The sequence below is a fragment of the Methanothermobacter defluvii genome (assembly GCF_003385755.1).
Classification (GTDB): Archaea; Methanobacteriota; Methanobacteria; order Methanobacteriales; family Methanothermobacteraceae; genus Methanothermobacter; species Methanothermobacter thermautotrophicus.
The window spans coordinates 242,851-259,740 of record NZ_QREL01000002.1 but is presented as its reverse complement, the minus strand read 5'-3'; the positions used below and the strand labels follow the sequence as shown (position 1 = coordinate 259,740).

Here is a 16,890-nt window from a genome sequence, read left to right as displayed (position 1 = left end):
TATTTTATCTTCTTCCTGCAACCTTCCTGAGTCCGATAACAGCTCCGGCGATTACAAGGATCACTGCAATGATGTAGTAGGCGAATACTGAGGTAGGAGCCTCCTTCTTCTTGGAGTCAAGGGCGTATATGTATCCGTTTTCGGTTGCAAAGTAGACTGTCTTGCCGTAGACCACTGGAGAGGAACTCACAGGTGAGCTGAAGAGGTAGTAGCCTGGGGAGTAGCTCCACTCCTCCCTGCCACTGTACTTGTTGAGGATGTAGAGTGTCCCGTCATCTGATCCCACCGCTATCATGTTCTCAAAGAGAGCCGGTGTTGAACGTACAGGGGCACCGGTATGGAATGACCATTTCAGGGCACCGGTCCTGGTGTCCAGGGATGTGATGTTCCCGTCATCGCATCCAATGAAGACACTGTTCTCCTCTGTGTCAACTGATGGGGAGGAATATACACGGTCGCCGAGGCTGTACTTCCAGATCACATTCCCATCTGACTCTGATAGGGCGTAGATGTTCCCGTCATCTGACCCCACATAGACTGTCCCATTCCAGAAGGCTGGTGAGGATCTTATGGCGTCCCCTGACGTGTAACTCCATACTTCGTTCCCGTCGGATTCTGAGAGGGCGTATACCTTACCATTGAATGAACCCACATATAAGGTGCCATTCACAGGGAGGGGTGATGATTTAACGGCGTCCCCGGTGTAGAACTCCCACTTCTTGGAGCCATCGTCTCTGTCCACAGCGTATACCCTGCAGTCATCAGATCCAATATAGACGGTGTCCCCGCTCACTGCAGGTGATGATTCTATCCTGTTACCTGTTTTGAATTTCCATTCAAGGTCTCCGGTGTCTGTGTCTATTGCATAGAGGTATCCATCCCAGGAACCCACAAATACGGTCCCATTTACAACCACCGGCGATGAGACGATGGCACCCTCTGTTTTGTAGCTCCAGACCACGGACCCGGTCTCAAGGTTCACTGCATAGAGCCTCCCATCAAGGGATCCTATGTAGGCCACCTTGTTGAATATGGCCGGGGATGACTTTATACCCCCAATGGAGAGGTACCATGTCTTTGCAGAGAAGTCGCTTGGCTCCTTTGCATAACCTGTGTGCTGTTCGTCTCCATGGAATACCGGCCAGTCAGCTGCTGATACAGGACTGAGGATCATCCCAAGGATTATGAGTGCCGCGATTAAACCTTTTCTCATCATTTCTATCACCACATTAAACTAATTACATTAAATGTCCCTGTTGAAACGGGTAACACCCATCGCAAAGAACAGGAGGGTGAATCCACCAAGCACAAGGAGGTTAACCATTATGTCCCCAGCACCGGCGCCCTTTAGCATGACTGCCCGGAGGGCATTGTTGGCATAGGTGAGGGGGACTACGTAGGCTATCTTCTGGAATATCCAGGGCATGGTCTCAATGGGGTAGAACACCCCTGATACGAACATCATGGGCATGGCGAAGGGCATGACCATCTGCATGTAGTCCTCCTGGGTCCCCACCCTGGCTGATATCATTATACCAAAGCCGACAAAGCAGAGGGCCGTCAGTATCAGTAGCAGGACCGTCAGGAGCATGCTACCATTTATCTTGATACCGAAGAGAAGAATTGCAATGAAGAGCAGGAGAAGGGCCCTTCCACTTTCTATCACAAGCTTTGAGATTATCTTACCTCCCACAACTGTGGCTACACTTGTGGGGGTCATGAAGAGCCTTGCAAGCTCTCCCCTTTCCCGTTCACCCGCAATGGACTGACCCATTCCAAACATGCAGGAGAACATTATGGTCATGGCCAGTATGGCGGGCACAAGGAAGTCCATGTACTTGACGTCCCCGTAGATTCTGTCAATCTGGAGGTTTATGGTGCTGACCATGCTCTGGAAACCTGAACTTGGAGTTGAATTCTGTGCATTCATGGATGTGCCCTGCATCCTCTCCACAGCAAGCTGCCCGGATAGCTTGCTGAAGAGGGCCTGTGTTGCCGGTACAAGGGCCTGGCTTGCCAGCTGATCCGAGGAGTCAAGGTACATGACCACGGTGGGCTCCGATGATGTGAGGTTATCATAGTTAGGTGGCAGTATTATGGCTGCCTTGACCTCCCCGGCGTCCACCATATCCCTGGCGATCTCCGGGTCCTTCAGGATATCCTTTATATCATAGAGGCTCATGTTCCTCATGGCATCAACGGTCTGGTCTGTCACCGGACCGCTGCTCTGTTCCACTATAACCACGGGTATATTCTCAAGGGTACCGCCCATACCATAACCGAAGAGGGTTATCATCAGTATGGGGAACAGTATGATGGATATGAGGCGCGGTTTGTGCCTCCAGAGGACTATCAGGTCCTTCTTAAGCATCCACATAACCTTTTTCATTTCCATAACGGTTACCTCCCTGTAACCTTCATAAATACGTCCTCGAGTGAGGGGTCCTTTGTTGAAATTGAGGTTATCCTGGCGTTGTTCCTTATAACAGCCGCCAGAACATCATTAACGGCAGTTTCGCATGTTTCATCGAGTTCAAGGATTATCCTTCCTGTATGGTGCTTCTTAACGTCCAGTGTAACCGGTAGGGCTTCCAGTTCAGATAGTAGATCATCTGTGAGGTTCACAATGAGCATGCTTATCTCCTTACCGGCACATATCCTCTCTGATTTCTTGATCTCCTGGATGGCCCTTCTCTCGGATTCAGGCGTCTCCTTGTCGATCCTGTCCAGTATCCCACCGATCTCCTTTGCTCTGAGGGATTCCTCCTCCTTTATCACTGTGTCCTTGAGCCCCTGTGGAGTGTCAAAGGCGGCAAGAACGCCCTGATTTATTATCCCCACGTAGTCACAGAGGAGTTCCACCTCGTACATGTCGTGGGAGCAGAGTATGATGGTGTGACCGCTGCTGTTCAGTTCGTCTATGAGGTCCCAGAGCACCCGCTTGGTTGTCGGGTCCAGGCCGATTGTTGGTTCGTCCAGGAAGAGGATGTCTGGTTGATGTATGAGGCTTGCAACCAGTGACACCTTCTGCTGCTGGCCACCTGACATCTGCCCGACTGGCTTGTCTGCAGCGTATTTTATGTCCACAAGTTCCATGAGCTCCTCTATCCTTGATTCCTTCAGATCCTCGGGCATGCCATAGAAGTCTGCGCACATCTCCACGTTTTCCCTTGCTGTGAGGTCCTCGTATAGGCTTACCTTCTGGGGAACCATGCCTATCTGCTGCCGGACCTCATCGGGGTTTTTGAGTATATCATAACCTGCAACCCTGGCGGTCCCTGAGCTTGGCGGGATGAGACATGTGAGCATCTTTATGGTTGTTGTCTTCCCGGCCCCGTTGGGCCCCAGGAAACCAAAGATGGAGTTCTTCTCTATCTTCATGTTCAGGCTGTCCACCGCCTTGAAGTCCCCGTAGACCTTTGTGAGATCGAAGGTTTCTATCGCATATTTCATGTTTCATCCTCCCTTTCAGCGGGGAACATGTCATTCCAGAAGTCTTCCCATATCTTTGATACATGGTCCCTCATTATCTGCCGGATCCTCTCTATCGTCTTCTCACCGAGAGGGGTTATCTCATAGTATTTCACTCTTTTCTCACCGTGCATCTCCCAGCTGCCCTCTATCAGTCCCTTCCTTTCGAGGTCATGGAGTACCGGGTAGATTACGCTGGGTCCGGGCGGTTTTATGTTCTTGCAGTGCATGCCCTTGAATGAGTAGAATCTTTCAAGGCGTCGCATTATCTCGTAGCCATGTATTTTTTCCTTGCTTATCATCCAGAGGATCATTGTCTTTCCAAATCCTCTCATGAAGCTTTTTATTATCTTTTCATCGAATTCACCCCCCTCACCGGGGAGGGGACCTTCTTCTGCGCACATAGAGTCATCTCCAGAGAAACCTGGTGTTTTCATATACACAATATATCAGTTTTACGATATATCTATTTACCATAATAAAATGTTCATGATATATAAAGTTTGTGATATATTGATGAGCCGTCCTTTAACCGGTGATGATGGGGGAGGGAATCTGGCGTTATCCCGTGGAACTGCGCGGGTAACTCGTGGGCACTGCAATCAAATGGAAAGACTCATAAGCCCCTATAAATAGAAGATCTACCGGGATCTGATATGAGACTTGGTTTTTCAACCCTGGCGCTTTTCATGGAGCCACTGGAAAACATCCTTCAGAAAGCAGAGGATGACGGGTTTGAACTTGTAGAGCTCCTCTGTGAGGGACCCTACTGGCCAAGAAGGCTACTTCAGGACGGGGATTCCCTGGAAGTCTTCGAGTCCTTCGACCTCGAGGTCCTTATCCATGCACCCACCATAGACCTGAACCCTGCAAGCATGAACCGGGGTATAAGGGAGGAGACAGGGAGGCAGATGGTCGAGACAATTGAACTTGCATCAAGGATAGGTGCAACAACAGTCACAACCCACCCGGGAGTGGTTCACCGGAGGGAGGACAGGATAAGGAGTGCTGCACTCCAGTTCGCACTTGAAACACTTGGTGAATGCGTTGAATACGCAGAGGATCTTTCCATAAAATTCTCAGTCGAAAACATGCCTGGAAGATTCTCCTACCTCTGCAATAACCCTGCAGAACATGAGAGATTTGTTGAAAAATGTGGCTCCTACGCAACGGTTGACATAGGACATGCCAACACTACAGGGCGCCTCCAGGATTTCCTGGAGATCAAAAGAACAGCCCACTATCACCTCAGTGACAATAACGGGAAGAGGGACCAGCACCTGCCCCTCGGGGAGGGCACAGTCGATCTTAAACTCCTGGGATCCATAGAGAGGGGTGTGATAGAACTGAACAGCTATGATGGTGTAATCAGGAGCAGAAGAATCCTTGAGGAGGTCGTCCGTTGAGGTGGCTTTCATGAAAAAGAAGAGACTGGAGGCTCTGGTTGATGCCATATTTGCAATCGCCATGACCATACTTGTTCTGGGCATAGATGCACCCACTGGCACCATGAGTGTTCCGGCAATGGATGCCTACATCAGGGGCCTTGCATCTGATTTGTACAGCTACTGTCTCAGTTTCCTCCTCCTCGGCGTCTTCTGGTGGGTTAACCACATGCACTTCGAGAAACTGGAGAAGGTTGACACGGGATTCATATGGATAAACATCGTCTGGCTCATGGTCGTTGTCCTGGTACCATTCTCAACAAAGCTGACAGGTAATTATGGAGACCTTGTAACACCCAATATCCTGTTCCACCTGAATATGCTCACCATAGGTCTTTTATTATCCATGAGCTGGATCTATACCCAGAGGAATGGTTTAATGGATATCGGAGAAAATGAATACCGCTTAATCCTGAAGAAGAATCTTTTAATGCCTCTTGCGGCCATCCTTGCACTCATCTTAACACCCATTGCACCGGAGTACAGCTCCACCGCCTACGCACTTATCATATTAAAAAGGCTCCTTTAGCTTCGTGGCACTTTTCAGGACTCTGCACATACTTAAATGCAATGATTCAGGGCCTTATATAGGCCCATCCCTCTGTCTGTCTTCTTACAATATGACCCACACCGGATGATACAACATCGACTCCCTCCAAGAGGTCATCCCCATCCATACCAGACGCCCTGAGGGTGTTTGAGCATGCACAGAACCTGACACCCTGATCCATGAGCTCAGCTATATCCCCTGAGTACTCAGAATTCCTCCTGAGGACATTAACTCCCATGGAGTAAGCCACAACCTCTATTCTAACGGATTCAAGGTCAACCATTAGGTTCCTGACATTGGAGATGAGGAGCAGAACCCTTGAGTCATCATCCTCATCTATGTGGAAGACCACACTGTAATCCACCATGACACCACCTACGCTACACTGGTGTTATTCTCCCCTCCAGTCCGGCGTCCACCGGGCTGTTTCTTGCGATGTATTCTTCAAGCACCTCAATGGCCCTCAGATCCGTCTCCTCATGGTCCTCACCATACCTGGAGGGGACCCCCTGGGATGTGACGTAGACGGCACTGTAGGTCCCTGATGGGTCAAGGGGTCTGCCATTTACAAATATCTTCTGTATCCTTGCACCTGGAGGGTTCTCGATCTTGAAGTACATCTCAAGTCCGAGGCACCTCTTGAGGTAGCCGCCCATCTGATTGTAGGGGTTCCTTGAGAATACGAGTTCAATGTTTTCCTCCATCATATCCCATATTTCCCTGCCGGTTAACCTTACCCTGGATAAAGGGGGATTTACAGGTATGATGTTCCAGAGATCATCAATTCTGATATCCCCTGGCGGCACAGGGGCACCGTAACGCCACCCATTGGAGAATGCAAGGTCAAAGTCCCCTGTATCCATCACGGCCTGTAGGAGGAGGTTATCCATGGTTGACTCCAGTATGGTGTACCTGTTAAGGTGGGTTCTGGTGGAGCCCACGACCGTTTCAAGGTGGTCACTGTCGGTCTCAGTTATCCTGAGCACCATCTCCTCAACATCAGGATCTGAGGGGCCCCTCACCTTCATGAGTTCATGGCTGAATCCCCTGACACCATCATCCACCTCCAGGTCAAGGCGCCCGATGAAGGAGCCATGACAGCCTGACTGTATGATTATGGTATCTCCAACGATGTGGGGCCTCTCGAGTCTGTTGTGGGTGTGTGCGCTCAGCAGCACATCGATGCCTTCAACATCAGATGCCAGCTGAACCTCCTGTGGAAAGCCAAGGTGCGAGATCACAAGGGTGAGATCCACCCTCTCCTCATTCCTGAGAATATCGATCCATCCGGGGAGCTCCTCAAGGCCAAGGGTGAATTCAAGGCCCTCACTGAAGTGGGGTGGCATGACCTTATCTACGATGTTTGATGCTATCCCTATGACACCCACCTGCAGTTCCCCAACATCAAGGATTTCATAGGGCTGGAATACCCGCCGGTCGGTACCCTCACGGTAGCAGTTTATGGCAAGTACAGGGTAATTGAGCTTCTTTGAGAGTTCAATGAACCTTTCAGGTCCGTAGGCAAACTCCCAGTGAGCTGTCATGGCATCGAATCCCATCTCATTCAGCAGTGGGACCATTGCAGCGCCCCGACTCTTCACGGCATGGTATGTGCCGTGGATGGTGTCCCCGCAGTCAAGAAGTAGAGTGGGCCTCTCTTCGCGTATTTTATCAACGAGTCCAGCCATGTGATGGTAACCACCAAGGGTCTCATATACGATTTCGCGGCCCTCCCAGAAAAGTTCGGGATGGCTTTTAATGTATCCGTGGGTGTCGTTCACCTGGATTATGCTCAGTTCAGCCAAGAAACACCCCCCCCTTACAGGTTTTAACCTCAGATCTCTATATCCAGCAGCTCTACTATATTCTCTATTACATAATCAGCGGCTTCTATAAGTCTCTGGGGAACAGGTTCCCTCTGCTGGAGTGTCAGGACCCCTACATCGGCTTCCTTGAGGGCCAGGATGTCATTGATGCCATTACCCACCATAACGACCCTGCTGTACCTCCTCCTGAGTTCACGGATTATTTCGGCCTTCCTCTCGGTGTCTGCAGTGTCAAATACGTTTTCAGTGGGGATTCCTAGGAGCTTTGCAAGTTCCATGAGGGACCCCTTCCTGTCCCCCGATGCAATGTATATGTCGATTTTCCTGTCCATGAGTTCACCGATAACATGGGGGACCTCCGGGAAGAGCTTTCCTCCTGCTGTTATGGTGAAATCCACCCTCCCCCGGTCCATGTTGACGATGAAACCTGAACCGCTGCATATCTGTATGTTGTAGTTCTTCCCTGCAACAGCATCTATGGTATCCTGTATGTCCCCCACGGTGGCCGGGTCATCCCTTAGGACCTCAAGGATTTCACCGGGATCAACTGCGGTGTTGGCGTAGCTTATATTGAACCTTATATGGTTCCTCTCTATGAATTCGTAGATTGTCTGGTGGGGCCTGGCATTCACTATACAGGTGGATGGGTCCGTCTGAAGTACCACGAGTGCTCTACGGTCCCGGTAATCAACAACATCAAGTGAGTTCATGCTGTCACATATCTTACCGGTTTTAAGATCCTTGAGGGCTCTGTACCTCCTTATGAGTGTCCCTGAATTATCAAAAACAACGGCCTTCATCGGACCAATATATGTTTTTTTATGGTATTAAGATTTTGAAAGGTAAAAACAACGGCCTTCATCGGACCAATATATGTTTTTTTATGGTATTAAGATTTTGAGAGGATATAGTGGCACCTGTAAGCGAGACCCATAAACATCCTAGGAATACCCTGAAATGGTCTTCAGGCTTTCAATTAAGAAGTAGACTCCAAAAAGAATCAGGAATAGACTTAAAATCATCATAATAATTTTGTAAGGTCTTCCATCCATTCTGAAGGATTTCCTTGATGAGAGGAATGATACGAGACTGTACCATGTGAGGTCAGATGACCAGTGACCTGCAAGGAATGCCAGGAGTCCAAGGACGCCTGCAAGCTCCAGTCCCCTGTACATCAGGGCAGCGCCCACCGCACCCCACCACAGGAAGAAGTATGGGTTCGCAAAGCTTATGATGGCCCCCCGAAGGATTGACCCACCCTCAGGGATATTTTCAGTGTCTTCAGAATCCCTGAAACCAAGGATTCCCATCCATATGAGGACTGCTCCACCTGCAGTCCCAAGGATGGCTGGAGCAGGGCCTGATCTGAGGATATAACCCAGGCCCATCAGTATCAGAGTAACAAGGAGAGCCTCTCCGAGGACATGGCCGGCCACAAGGAGGGGTCCGGCCCTGAATCCCCTCCTGATGGAATCTGAAACAGTTACGGTAAGGAGGGGTCCGGGGGCCATGGCCCCGGATAGTCCAATCAGAAATGATGTCAGGGCGAATAGCAGGATACTGATCATGATTCCACGGCTTCAGTTGTATCTGTTCAGTATCCTCATTATCTCTGAGAGGTGGTGGTCTATCTCTTCGATCTCTTCTCTTTTAAGGGACCTTGTCCGGCTAACTATCCTCATCCTCTCGAAGACATGGTCCATCCTTGTGAGGAGTTCATTCATATACGTCCTGGTGGGGTACATGCTATCAGCTCCATATCAATTTCTATCACTCATAGTATAAGGATCCTTCCAGTCATCTGTGATGATTATCGGCGGCAGGGTGCCTCCAGTCATCCCTGAAGATCCACCTCCAGACCCACTTCACCGGCAACGGCCCTCTCATAGATCATCCATGCTGTTGTTATATCCTGAATGGAGAGTCCAGTCGAATCAAATACGGTCACATCAGCGGGTGAAGTTCTACCCTCAATCTTGCCTGTCATAACATCCCCCAGGCTTCCCTGGAGGTCATCCACCCTGAGGATCCCCTCGGTGATGGGCACGTTTATTTCTCCGCTGTGGGTTGCCTGCTCCAGGCTGTCATAGAATACACGGGCATTTTTGAGTATCAGAGGGTCCAGTTCCTGCTTCCCTGGGGCGTCTGCACCCATGGCACATATGTGCGTACCCGGCGACACCCAGTCTGCCATGACCACAGGACTCCTTGATGGAGTGACGGTTACAACGATGTCCATACCCTCAACAGCCTCCCTTGGATCTGTAGCGGCCCTCACGGGGACTTCATATTCCTTTGAAGCCCTTAAGGCAAATTTTTCACGCGTTGACGGTGTCCTGCAGTAGACGCTGACCTCCTCAAGATCCGCCACCCTGCTGATTGCCATGAGCTGGGTCCAGGCCTGCCTTCCGGCACCGATTATCCCGAGCCTTGACGCGTCCCTGGATGCAAGGTACTTCACTGATACACCGCCAGCGGCACCCGTTCTCATATCGGTTATATGGGTTCCATCCATGAGTGCAATGGGGAACCCTGTTTCAGGGTCCACAAGCTCTATGACAGCCATTACCGTTGGCAGGGAATGTCTATCAGGGTTTGAGGGGTGCACATTGACGCACTTAACACCGGCCATCTCAAGCTCCTCAAGGTAGGATGGCATGACACGGAGGTCTCCATTGTATCTCCTGAAGAACAGGTACATCTTAGGGGGCATCTGAACCCTCCCAAGGGCCTCCTGGACAAAGGCACCCTCAACCGCCTTCAGGCAGTCGTCCATGTTAAGAAGGCCTTCAACGTCACTCCTGGTTAGCACAACTGTTTTTTCCATGCATCCACCGTCCCCATTTAATAACAATCAGGGTCAATCTACCAATCTTTAAATATTGAACATCTCACATTTATTAGTGTTGGAAATGAAATTAAAACCACGGATGAGTACTGTCATGGCTGTCCCGGCGGTCCATGGACCGGAAACTCCACCCTCGAGGCAGTCATGGCAGCTATTAAGGTTGATCAGACTTATATCTCACTTCAACTTGAAATATAAGGGTGTTAAAGATGGAAACTGTTGATAAGGTTGATATGATTAAGAATCATGGCCTGACCGCATCAGAAAATCTTGAAAAATTTCTTAAGAGGATTGAGGCAAAAAACGATGACATCAACGCCTTCCTGGAGGTTAGGGGTGAAGAGGCGATTAAGAGGGCTGAGGAGATAGACGCCAGGATAGCCTCCGGCAAGGAGACAGGGAAACTGGCGGGCCTGGTGATAGGAGTTAAAAGCAACATCAACGTGGAGGACTTCAACGTATCAGCAGCTTCAAAGACCCTCGAAAATTACACTGGAAGCTACGATGCAACTGTTATAAGGCGCATAAAGGAAGAAGACGGTATAATAATTGGCATGACCAACATGGACGAATTCGCTGCCGGGAGTTCAACCGAGACATCATTCTTTGGCCCAACAGACAATCCAGCAGCCCCCGGGAGGATCCCGGGAGGTTCAAGCGGCGGGAGCGCTGCTGCAGTGGCTGCTGGTATGTGTGACCTGGCACTGGGATCAGATACAGGGGGTTCAATAAGGAATCCAGCATCGCACTGCGGTGTAATGGGCTTCAAACCAACCTATGGGGCAGTATCCAGGCAGGGCCTCCTGGACCTTGCCATGAGCTTTGACCAGATAGGACCCCTGGCAGCAGATGTATCCGGGATCTCACTTGCACTGGATGTCATCTCAGGTTATGACCCGGCAGACCCCACAACCCTGGACAGTTCACCGGACCTTGAGGTGGAGAGGGAACTGAAGGGCCTCAGGGTCGGTGTTGTGAGGGAGTTCCTTGAGGTCACAGATGAGGCAATAGATGAGGTTATTCAGGGGAAACTCGGAGCCATGGAGGATGGGGGCGCCGAGATAGTTGAACTGGATTTTGGATACATAGACCTCTGTCTCCCCACCTACTACCTCATAAACTACGTTGAATTCTTTTCAGCCACCAGGAAGTATGACGGCAGAAAGTACGGTCACAGGATAGAGGATGTCTGCGGTCCGGAGGTCCTCAGGAGGATACATATGGGTTCCTACATCAGTCAGAAGGAACTATCTGGAAAATACTACAAGAGGGCCCTCCAGGCAAGATCCCTCATAAGGAGGGAGATAACAGGGCTTCTCAGCCATGTGGACATAATAGCGGGGCCAACGGTTCCAAAGCTACCCCACACACTGGGTGAGGAGCTTGAACCAATGGAGATGTACGCCTACGATGTCCTCACGGTCATAGCTAACCTTGCAGGTATACCCGCTGCAAGCATACCTGCAGGGGATGTGGGCGGAGTCCCTGTTGGCCTGCAGCTCCAGGCAAAGCCAGGAGATGATGGCATGATAGTATCGGCCATGAGGGAGATTGCTTCACTGTAAGAGAGTGTCCCCCATGAGGATTGGACTCGTCTGTATCAGGGGATCGGTCCCTGCCTTTGAGAACTTTGGATTTCTCCCCACCGATATAGTTGGAAGCAATGGTCTTGTAAACGGTTCAAGGGCCCACAGGGTCCTGGACGGGATCATAATACCAGGGGGAAGTATCGTTGAGTCAGGAAGCCTTTCACCTGAACTTGCATTTGAGATAAGAAGGATGGCATCGGACGGAAAATTTGTCCTGGGTATATGCTCAGGATTCCAGGCCCTGGCAGAGAGGACCGATATAGGGAGAAAATCGCCATGCCCTGTTTACAGGGAGGGTCTCGGGCTCCTCAACGTAACATTCCACCCCATGATAAGCAACGACAGGGTGGAGGCCACCATAACCGGCGAGTCCTTCCTGACCTCAGGGATGTCAGGTGAGAGGATAACTGGCTTCCACTGTCACACCTACGGTGAGATACGTGGTGATGCACCTGAGATAATGAGGTCCCGCATAGTCAGGGCAGACTATCATGAAAGGCCAGGGGAGATCCTATCAGGGGTCTGCAGTGATGATGGTAACGTGGCAGGGACCATGGTCCATGGATGCCTCGATGAGAACCAGGCCCTTGTCAGTAACATCCTCAAATTCCTTGATGCGGATGAAACTGCAAGGGAGAGGATACTTGAAGCCAACAGGAAACTGCGGGAAGCTCTGAGATCCGAGCTCGGGATATCAACGGGGATACGTGTTATGGATAGGGGCGGGACGAGGGGCACCCCACCAGCCATAATGATAGCATCCACGGGTTCAGACTCCGGCAAAACATTCATATTAACGGGCCTTGCAGGCGCCCTGAGGAGGAGGGGCCTCAGGGTGGGCGTTATCAAGGTGGGACCCGATGTCAGGGACATAGTCCCGGCCCTCTACCTCATAAAGGAGCCCATGGAGGAGCACTCATCCATAAGGATAGGGCGCCTGGGCTGGATGGAGCTCAGGGATGTCCTTGAATCTGTGAGGGGAAGATACGACATAATACTCATCGAGGGCGTTATGAGCATCCTCACAGGTCTCCTGAACGATATAACACCCTACTCCGGGGCTGAGATTGCCCTGGCAGCAGGTATCCCTGTGATCATGGTGGCAGGTTGCAGCAAGGGGGGTATAGAGTCTGCGGTGGTTGATCTTGACGCCCACATATCGGTACTTGAGGGACTGGGCCTTGAGGTCTCCTGCGGAATACTCAACAGGGTCTATGATATGGATATATTTGAGAGGGCATCAGGCGGAAGGTACCTTGCCATTCCGAGGGTAGAGATGAGTGAGAGGGGCGGCACACCCGAGGTTGAGCTAAAACTTGAGGACTTCTGCCTGAAGGCCATGGAGACCGTGGAGGAGCACCTCGATGTTGATACCCTCATCAGCTTCGCAAAAAAACCAGAATTCAGGGGTTACATGGGCCCTGAAGAAATCAAAAAGGTATTCAGTCCCTGAATCCCCGTCTTTGGGATCCCAGCCATCAGGGCCTGAATCCCCTATTTCCGGGAATTAAACCATCAGGTGAGGTTTTAGATTCCCATATCCTCTTCAGGGATCTCCTCACCCTCAGTTATGGTGATACCCTCTTCACCACCGATCTCATATGTGAGGAACTGGAGGGGTGTTTTTGTGCTTCTCATCTTGACTATGTCCATTATCCGCTCCCTGCGACCGGTGTAGGGGTTCTCCCTTCTACCAAGTTTTATGGCTCCGTATACCGAGAAGAGAGCAAGTTCATTGAACTCCTTGGAGGTTGCACTGTCCAGTATTATGACGGATGTTATACCCCGCTGTTTGAGCTCATATACGAGGAGATCAAACTGGTTCCTGAATTCATAGGCTGTGAGTTTGGCTGTGTAGCCACCCAGACTGTCTATGACAACCACCTCGGCCTCGGGGGGTATGTCATGTATTATCTTGGTGAAGTTGCCCTTCATGGGGTCCATGTCCATGCTTAGCTCTGTCTCGGTTATCCTCGCCCTTATACCTGTAAGTTCTATGAAGTTGAGGAGTCCCTTCTCCTCCAGCTCCTGGGTGTTCCAGCCGAAGGAGTTTGCCTGTATGTGGAGGTCATTGGCGTCCTCCTCTGCTGTTATGTAGACGGTGTTGTAACCCTCCATGCAGCTGTTTATGGCAAACCGCAGCCCGAAGATGGTCTTACCACACCCGGGCTCCCCTGTTATCAGAACGGATCTCCCCATGGGGAAACCGCCTATGGTATCATCAAGTCCATTGATCCCTATCTTCAGCCTCTCCATTATGAACACCTCTATGATCTGAACTCCATGTATGATTCAATAAGTTCTGCACCGCTCATGAAAATAAGGTCATGTTCCCTGGCGTATTTCATGGCGTCCTCTGTTGAAAGAGAGTTACCTGTCCTGTCATCCATCATCTCACAGCAGACAGCAACACCGGTAAGTCCGGCCATTTCCATGAGGGCTATGCTCATCTCGGTGTGACCCCCCCTCCTGAGTACATGGCCATCAGCGGCCCTGAGGAGGGTGACATGACCGGGGGACCTGAAGAGGTCGCCGAAGCTCTCATGTCTATCATCCCTGCAGATCCCTGCAAGTTCACCTATGGTGAGGGCACGGTCATTGTCGGTTATACCGGTGAAGGTCTTCCTGTGATTCACGGTTATGGAGAAGGCGGACTTCTCATCGTAGGGTATGTCATGGGGGGATAGTTTTCCCAGGACCGGGTACCTCCCTGACGCCTCCTCCATTATATCGGTCATGTAGGGTATTCCAAGCTTCTCTGAGTTTTCCCAGGAGACAGGCACACATATGAGTCCCCCGGCGTCGTTCCTCATGATCCTTATATGCTCCGGTTTTATCTTCTCAGCAGCAACGATCATGTCTGTTTCTCTTTCACGGTTATCTGCATCAAATACAAGGACTATTTCTCCCCTTCTAAGTGCTTTAAGGGCTTCCTGAATCATGATCACAATCTCCATTGATAATCCTGATGTATATTTTATCCTGAGATTTAATCGGCGGCTATGCTGAGCTATTATCTATTCATTCCAGCCTGATGTCTGTTATTCCTGAATTTCACTGGTGTCTATATCCAGGCTAACGGTATCTCCATCCCTTAATTTAAGGGTTTTTCTGAGGTTCACAGGGGCCACAAATTCAAGACACCCCTGCCGGTGATGGGTCTTAAGGGGGAAGAGTATGGCCCCCTCAACCACCCCGTTGAGCAGGGCCTTAACGTAGAGGACATCACCGAAGCCACCGCCTCCCTGTATCACAGGGGCCCCCTCCCTTATCCTCTCCACAATTTCAGGGTCACCGACCTCTATGTTGAGGGTGCCGGGGAAGGGATCGAAGCCCAGTTTTTCCCTGAACTGGTCCCGGTATACGCTACGGGTTATGAAGTAGGCCCCCTCACCGAAACCTGATTTCACCTTTCCTCTGATAATCAGAGGTTCACCCCCTTAACCTGCACCTTATTGTTGAGAACAGCGGTCCCCTCAGGTCGATCTCCCGGTTTTTACCGGTTATGTACCTCATGGCGGTGTCCTCAAGGGTGAGGTTCAGGTCAGAGAGGGATCTTGCTATTGTGCTCCTCACCTCAACCTCCTCGGCGCCACTTACAACCATCTCCTCTATGCGGTAGGCTGCCTCGGCTGCAAGGGCCTCCATGTAGGTTATACCGGTGTTCAGGCCCTCCTTTCTGGCCCTGGTGATGAGTTCGCTGTCGAGCTCGGTTCCAGGTGGCACACCCAGGATGTTCCCATCATGTATGTAAACGGTGTTCCATACTGCGGGTCCCAGCAGCCGTGTGTTCTCCTCCACCTCAAGGGCACTCACCTCTATCCTCCGCCCAAGGAATTCCCCACTGTAGACCTCGAAGCTGCAGGGGGACGGGGCGTCTGCATGGGCCCTCCAGGTTTTGACTATCTTCTCCATGAGCATACGGCCATCTGAGGTTACAGGGTGGAGGTTTATCCTGAGCATCTCGGCGATGTCCCTGTCAGACAGTCGCCATTCACCGTATATCTGGGGGTAGACCATTTCACGCACGTCGCTTGCCTGGTTGAGGATCATGGCAACCCTTTCAACCCCCACCCCAAGGTTCATGACCTCCTGGTCTATCCCGTACATGGAGAGGGCTATCGGTGAATAGAGGCCGAATGTTGCCACCTCAACCCACTCCTTAAGGAGGGGGTGGTAGGCGTAGACCTCTGTCTGGGTGCCGGGTATGTAGTACTTGGACTTCTTCTCATCCGGGCGGAACCTGAACCTCGAAAATCCCAGATGCTCGAGGAGCCCCTCTGCAACGGCCTTCCCCACATCAAGGGGGACCTCATGGTCAACCACCACACAGGAGGCGGAGTGATAGGTCATCAGGTGACTGGAGTCCTCCTTCTGCTCCCTCCGGAAGCAGCGGTCGATGGAGAAAAGCTTTAGTGGCATCCTGTACCTGTCGTGGATGTTCTGGAGTGATATGAACCATCCTGATGTCATGTGGGACCTGAGGGTGGTTCTCCCTGAGACTGGTTTGAGGTCCCTTATCTCAGGGAAGACCCTCTCAAGGACCCTCAGACCGTCGTGGCTCTCAACTTCAAGGGCATTGGATACCTCGAGGACGAGGTCGTCCCCTGAAAGATCCCCCTTCTTGTATGACCTGAAGACCTCCTTCAGGTTTTCTAGCTTCTCATCAGACACATCTATGCCCATATCCTCTATCATCTGGATCCTCCCGGTCCCGAGTCCGATATCGGGTCTTGGGAGACCCCCGAGGTAGAAGCACCTGTCCAGGACTGCAGGGGCCTCGGGCCCGAACTGGCGGTATATGTGCTCCTCGTCTATGAGGAGAGGGTTCACCATTTCACTGAATCCGAGGCGCAGGTAGGCCTCCCTTATCATCCAGATGGTATCATAGAGTACGTGCGATTTTCCGGTTTCGAATCGGAGGCGTGGATACTGCATGTCATGGTGGGGTTTCCTTAGACTCTTCCCACTTTCAAGCCATGCCCTTTCAAAGTCCCTCCTTGAAAGCTTCACTATATCCTTTCTTTTCAAACAGAACCCCCAGTGATCATTATCGAATAAATCAGGCGACTGATCCTGATTGAAGGCTTAAATCCATACATCACCCTCAGATTAGAACGTCCGTAGAGGACCGGGTGATGGTTCATCACCTGAGCTTGAC

The 16,890-nt window shown here is 51.0% G+C and carries 18 protein-coding genes; 4 read left to right on the top strand and 14 right to left on the bottom strand.

All coding sequences use genetic code 11. The features are described 5' to 3' along the window. Window positions 1–4: 4 nt before the first annotated feature. Genes C7452_RS07075 through C7452_RS07060 form a run of 4 tightly spaced genes read right to left on the bottom strand, consistent with a single transcriptional unit; the run spans window position 5 to window position 3,875 of the window. Window positions 5–1,216 carry a beta-alanine-activating enzyme beta-propeller domain-containing protein gene (locus C7452_RS07075; protein WP_231855279.1) on the bottom strand — a complete coding sequence of 404 codons (1,212 nt, stop codon included), beginning with the start codon at window positions 1,214–1,216 and terminating at the stop codon, window positions 5–7. A 27-nt stretch (window positions 1,217–1,243) separates the two neighbouring features. After that, window positions 1,244–2,395: an ABC transporter permease gene (locus tag C7452_RS07070; protein WP_010877096.1), complete on the bottom strand. Its 1,152-nt coding sequence runs from the start codon at window positions 2,393–2,395 to the stop codon at window positions 1,244–1,246. Window positions 2,396–2,400: 5 nt separating this feature from the next. Further along, window positions 2,401–3,453 (bottom strand): DrrA-related ABC transporter ATP-binding protein, encoded by a 1,053-nt coding sequence (locus tag C7452_RS07065; RefSeq protein ID WP_010877097.1) that lies wholly within the window; start codon window positions 3,451–3,453, stop codon window positions 2,401–2,403. Further along, window positions 3,450–3,875, bottom strand: coding sequence for a PadR family transcriptional regulator (locus C7452_RS07060; RefSeq protein WP_115892668.1), 426 nt, complete (start codon window positions 3,873–3,875; stop codon window positions 3,450–3,452). The genes C7452_RS07065 and C7452_RS07060 overlap by 4 nt, the downstream gene beginning before the upstream one ends. 252 nt (window positions 3,876–4,127) lie before the next feature. On the opposite strand from C7452_RS07060, the gene C7452_RS07055 reads away from it, so the two are divergent. Continuing rightward, the gene (locus C7452_RS07055; RefSeq protein WP_115892667.1) at window positions 4,128–4,877 is read left to right on the top strand and encodes a sugar phosphate isomerase/epimerase family protein; all 750 of its coding nucleotides are present in this window, start codon (window positions 4,128–4,130) and stop codon (window positions 4,875–4,877) included. 10 nt (window positions 4,878–4,887) lie between these two features. Continuing rightward, entirely contained in the window at window positions 4,888–5,445 is a 558-nt protein-coding gene (locus C7452_RS07050; protein ID WP_245942888.1) for a TMEM175 family protein, read from the top strand. Window positions 5,446–5,491: 46 nt separating this feature from the next. On the opposite strand, the gene C7452_RS07045 is transcribed toward C7452_RS07050, so the two are convergent. The 6 genes from C7452_RS07045 to ala all read right to left on the bottom strand — a co-directional run bounded on the left by C7452_RS07045 (window position 5,492) and on the right by ala (window position 10,119). After that, window positions 5,492–5,833 carry a DsrE family protein gene (locus C7452_RS07045; protein WP_115892666.1) on the bottom strand — a complete coding sequence of 114 codons (342 nt, stop codon included), beginning with the start codon at window positions 5,831–5,833 and terminating at the stop codon, window positions 5,492–5,494. Window positions 5,834–5,846: 13 nt separating this feature from the next. Then, window positions 5,847–7,271: a bifunctional metallophosphatase/5'-nucleotidase gene (locus C7452_RS07040; protein WP_245942887.1), complete on the bottom strand. Its 1,425-nt coding sequence runs from the start codon at window positions 7,269–7,271 to the stop codon at window positions 5,847–5,849. A 29-nt stretch (window positions 7,272–7,300) separates the two neighbouring features. Then, the gene (locus tag C7452_RS07035; RefSeq protein WP_115892665.1) at window positions 7,301–8,092 is read right to left on the bottom strand and encodes an HAD family hydrolase; all 792 of its coding nucleotides are present in this window, start codon (window positions 8,090–8,092) and stop codon (window positions 7,301–7,303) included. Window positions 8,093–8,233: 141 nt separating this feature from the next. Continuing rightward, entirely contained in the window at window positions 8,234–8,860 is a 627-nt protein-coding gene (locus tag C7452_RS07030; RefSeq protein ID WP_115892664.1) for a LysE family translocator, read from the bottom strand. Window positions 8,861–8,872: 12 nt separating this feature from the next. Next, window positions 8,873–9,037, bottom strand: a complete 165-nt coding sequence (locus tag C7452_RS09095; RefSeq protein WP_162828725.1) for a hypothetical protein — start codon at window positions 9,035–9,037, stop codon at window positions 8,873–8,875. Between the two features lie 89 nt (window positions 9,038–9,126). Next, window positions 9,127–10,119, bottom strand: coding sequence for an alanine dehydrogenase (ala, locus tag C7452_RS07025; protein ID WP_048061064.1), 993 nt, complete (start codon window positions 10,117–10,119; stop codon window positions 9,127–9,129). 230 nt (window positions 10,120–10,349) lie between these two features. Between ala and gatA the strand changes: the two genes are divergently transcribed. Further along, the gene (gene gatA / locus C7452_RS07020) at window positions 10,350–11,705 is read left to right on the top strand and encodes an Asp-tRNA(Asn)/Glu-tRNA(Gln) amidotransferase subunit GatA (RefSeq protein ID WP_115892663.1); all 1,356 of its coding nucleotides are present in this window, start codon (window positions 10,350–10,352) and stop codon (window positions 11,703–11,705) included. A gap of 13 nt (window positions 11,706–11,718) precedes the next feature. Further along, window positions 11,719–13,182: an AAA family ATPase gene (locus tag C7452_RS07015; protein ID WP_115892662.1), complete on the top strand. Its 1,464-nt coding sequence runs from the start codon at window positions 11,719–11,721 to the stop codon at window positions 13,180–13,182. A 74-nt stretch (window positions 13,183–13,256) separates the two neighbouring features. On the opposite strand, the gene C7452_RS07010 is transcribed toward C7452_RS07015, so the two are convergent. From C7452_RS07010 to sepS, 4 genes are all read right to left on the bottom strand, one after another. Beyond that, a complete protein-coding gene (locus tag C7452_RS07010) occupies window positions 13,257–13,985 on the bottom strand; it encodes an ATPase domain-containing protein (RefSeq protein ID WP_115892661.1) in 729 nt (242 codons plus the stop codon). Between the two features lie 11 nt (window positions 13,986–13,996). Continuing rightward, the gene (ribB, locus tag C7452_RS07005) at window positions 13,997–14,671 is read right to left on the bottom strand and encodes a 3,4-dihydroxy-2-butanone-4-phosphate synthase (protein ID WP_048061068.1); all 675 of its coding nucleotides are present in this window, start codon (window positions 14,669–14,671) and stop codon (window positions 13,997–13,999) included. Window positions 14,672–14,770: 99 nt separating this feature from the next. Further along, window positions 14,771–15,139 carry a DUF120 domain-containing protein gene (locus tag C7452_RS07000; RefSeq protein WP_010877110.1) on the bottom strand — a complete coding sequence of 123 codons (369 nt, stop codon included), beginning with the start codon at window positions 15,137–15,139 and terminating at the stop codon, window positions 14,771–14,773. 22 nt (window positions 15,140–15,161) lie between these two features. Beyond that, window positions 15,162–16,760 carry an O-phosphoserine--tRNA ligase gene (gene sepS, locus C7452_RS06995; protein ID WP_010877111.1) on the bottom strand — a complete coding sequence of 533 codons (1,599 nt, stop codon included), beginning with the start codon at window positions 16,758–16,760 and terminating at the stop codon, window positions 15,162–15,164. Window positions 16,761–16,890 lie beyond the last annotated feature (130 nt).

Coding starts and splice junctions, on each gene's coding strand:
- C7452_RS07075 (WP_231855279.1), bottom strand. CDS start 1,216: ATGATGAGAAAAGGTTTAATCGCGGCACTCATAATCCTTGGGATGATC.
- C7452_RS07070 (WP_010877096.1), bottom strand. CDS start 2,395: ATGGAAATGAAAAAGGTTATGTGGATGCTTAAGAAGGACCTGATAGTC.
- C7452_RS07065 (WP_010877097.1), bottom strand. CDS start 3,453: ATGAAATATGCGATAGAAACCTTCGATCTCACAAAGGTCTACGGGGAC.
- C7452_RS07060 (WP_115892668.1), bottom strand. CDS start 3,875: ATGTGCGCAGAAGAAGGTCCCCTCCCCGGTGAGGGGGGTGAATTCGAT.
- C7452_RS07055 (WP_115892667.1), top strand. CDS start 4,128: ATGAGACTTGGTTTTTCAACCCTGGCGCTTTTCATGGAGCCACTGGAA.
- C7452_RS07050 (WP_245942888.1), top strand. CDS start 4,888: ATGAAAAAGAAGAGACTGGAGGCTCTGGTTGATGCCATATTTGCAATC.
- C7452_RS07045 (WP_115892666.1), bottom strand. CDS start 5,833: ATGGTGGATTACAGTGTGGTCTTCCACATAGATGAGGATGATGACTCA.
- C7452_RS07035 (WP_115892665.1), bottom strand. CDS start 8,092: ATGAAGGCCGTTGTTTTTGATAATTCAGGGACACTCATAAGGAGGTAC.
- C7452_RS07030 (WP_115892664.1), bottom strand. CDS start 8,860: ATGATCAGTATCCTGCTATTCGCCCTGACATCATTTCTGATTGGACTA.
- C7452_RS09095 (WP_162828725.1), bottom strand. CDS start 9,037: ATGTACCCCACCAGGACGTATATGAATGAACTCCTCACAAGGATGGAC.
- ala (WP_048061064.1), bottom strand. CDS start 10,119: ATGGAAAAAACAGTTGTGCTAACCAGGAGTGACGTTGAAGGCCTTCTT.
- gatA (WP_115892663.1), top strand. CDS start 10,350: ATGGAAACTGTTGATAAGGTTGATATGATTAAGAATCATGGCCTGACC.
- C7452_RS07015 (WP_115892662.1), top strand. CDS start 11,719: ATGAGGATTGGACTCGTCTGTATCAGGGGATCGGTCCCTGCCTTTGAG.
- C7452_RS07010 (WP_115892661.1), bottom strand. CDS start 13,985: ATGGAGAGGCTGAAGATAGGGATCAATGGACTTGATGATACCATAGGC.
- ribB (WP_048061068.1), bottom strand. CDS start 14,671: ATGATTCAGGAAGCCCTTAAAGCACTTAGAAGGGGAGAAATAGTCCTT.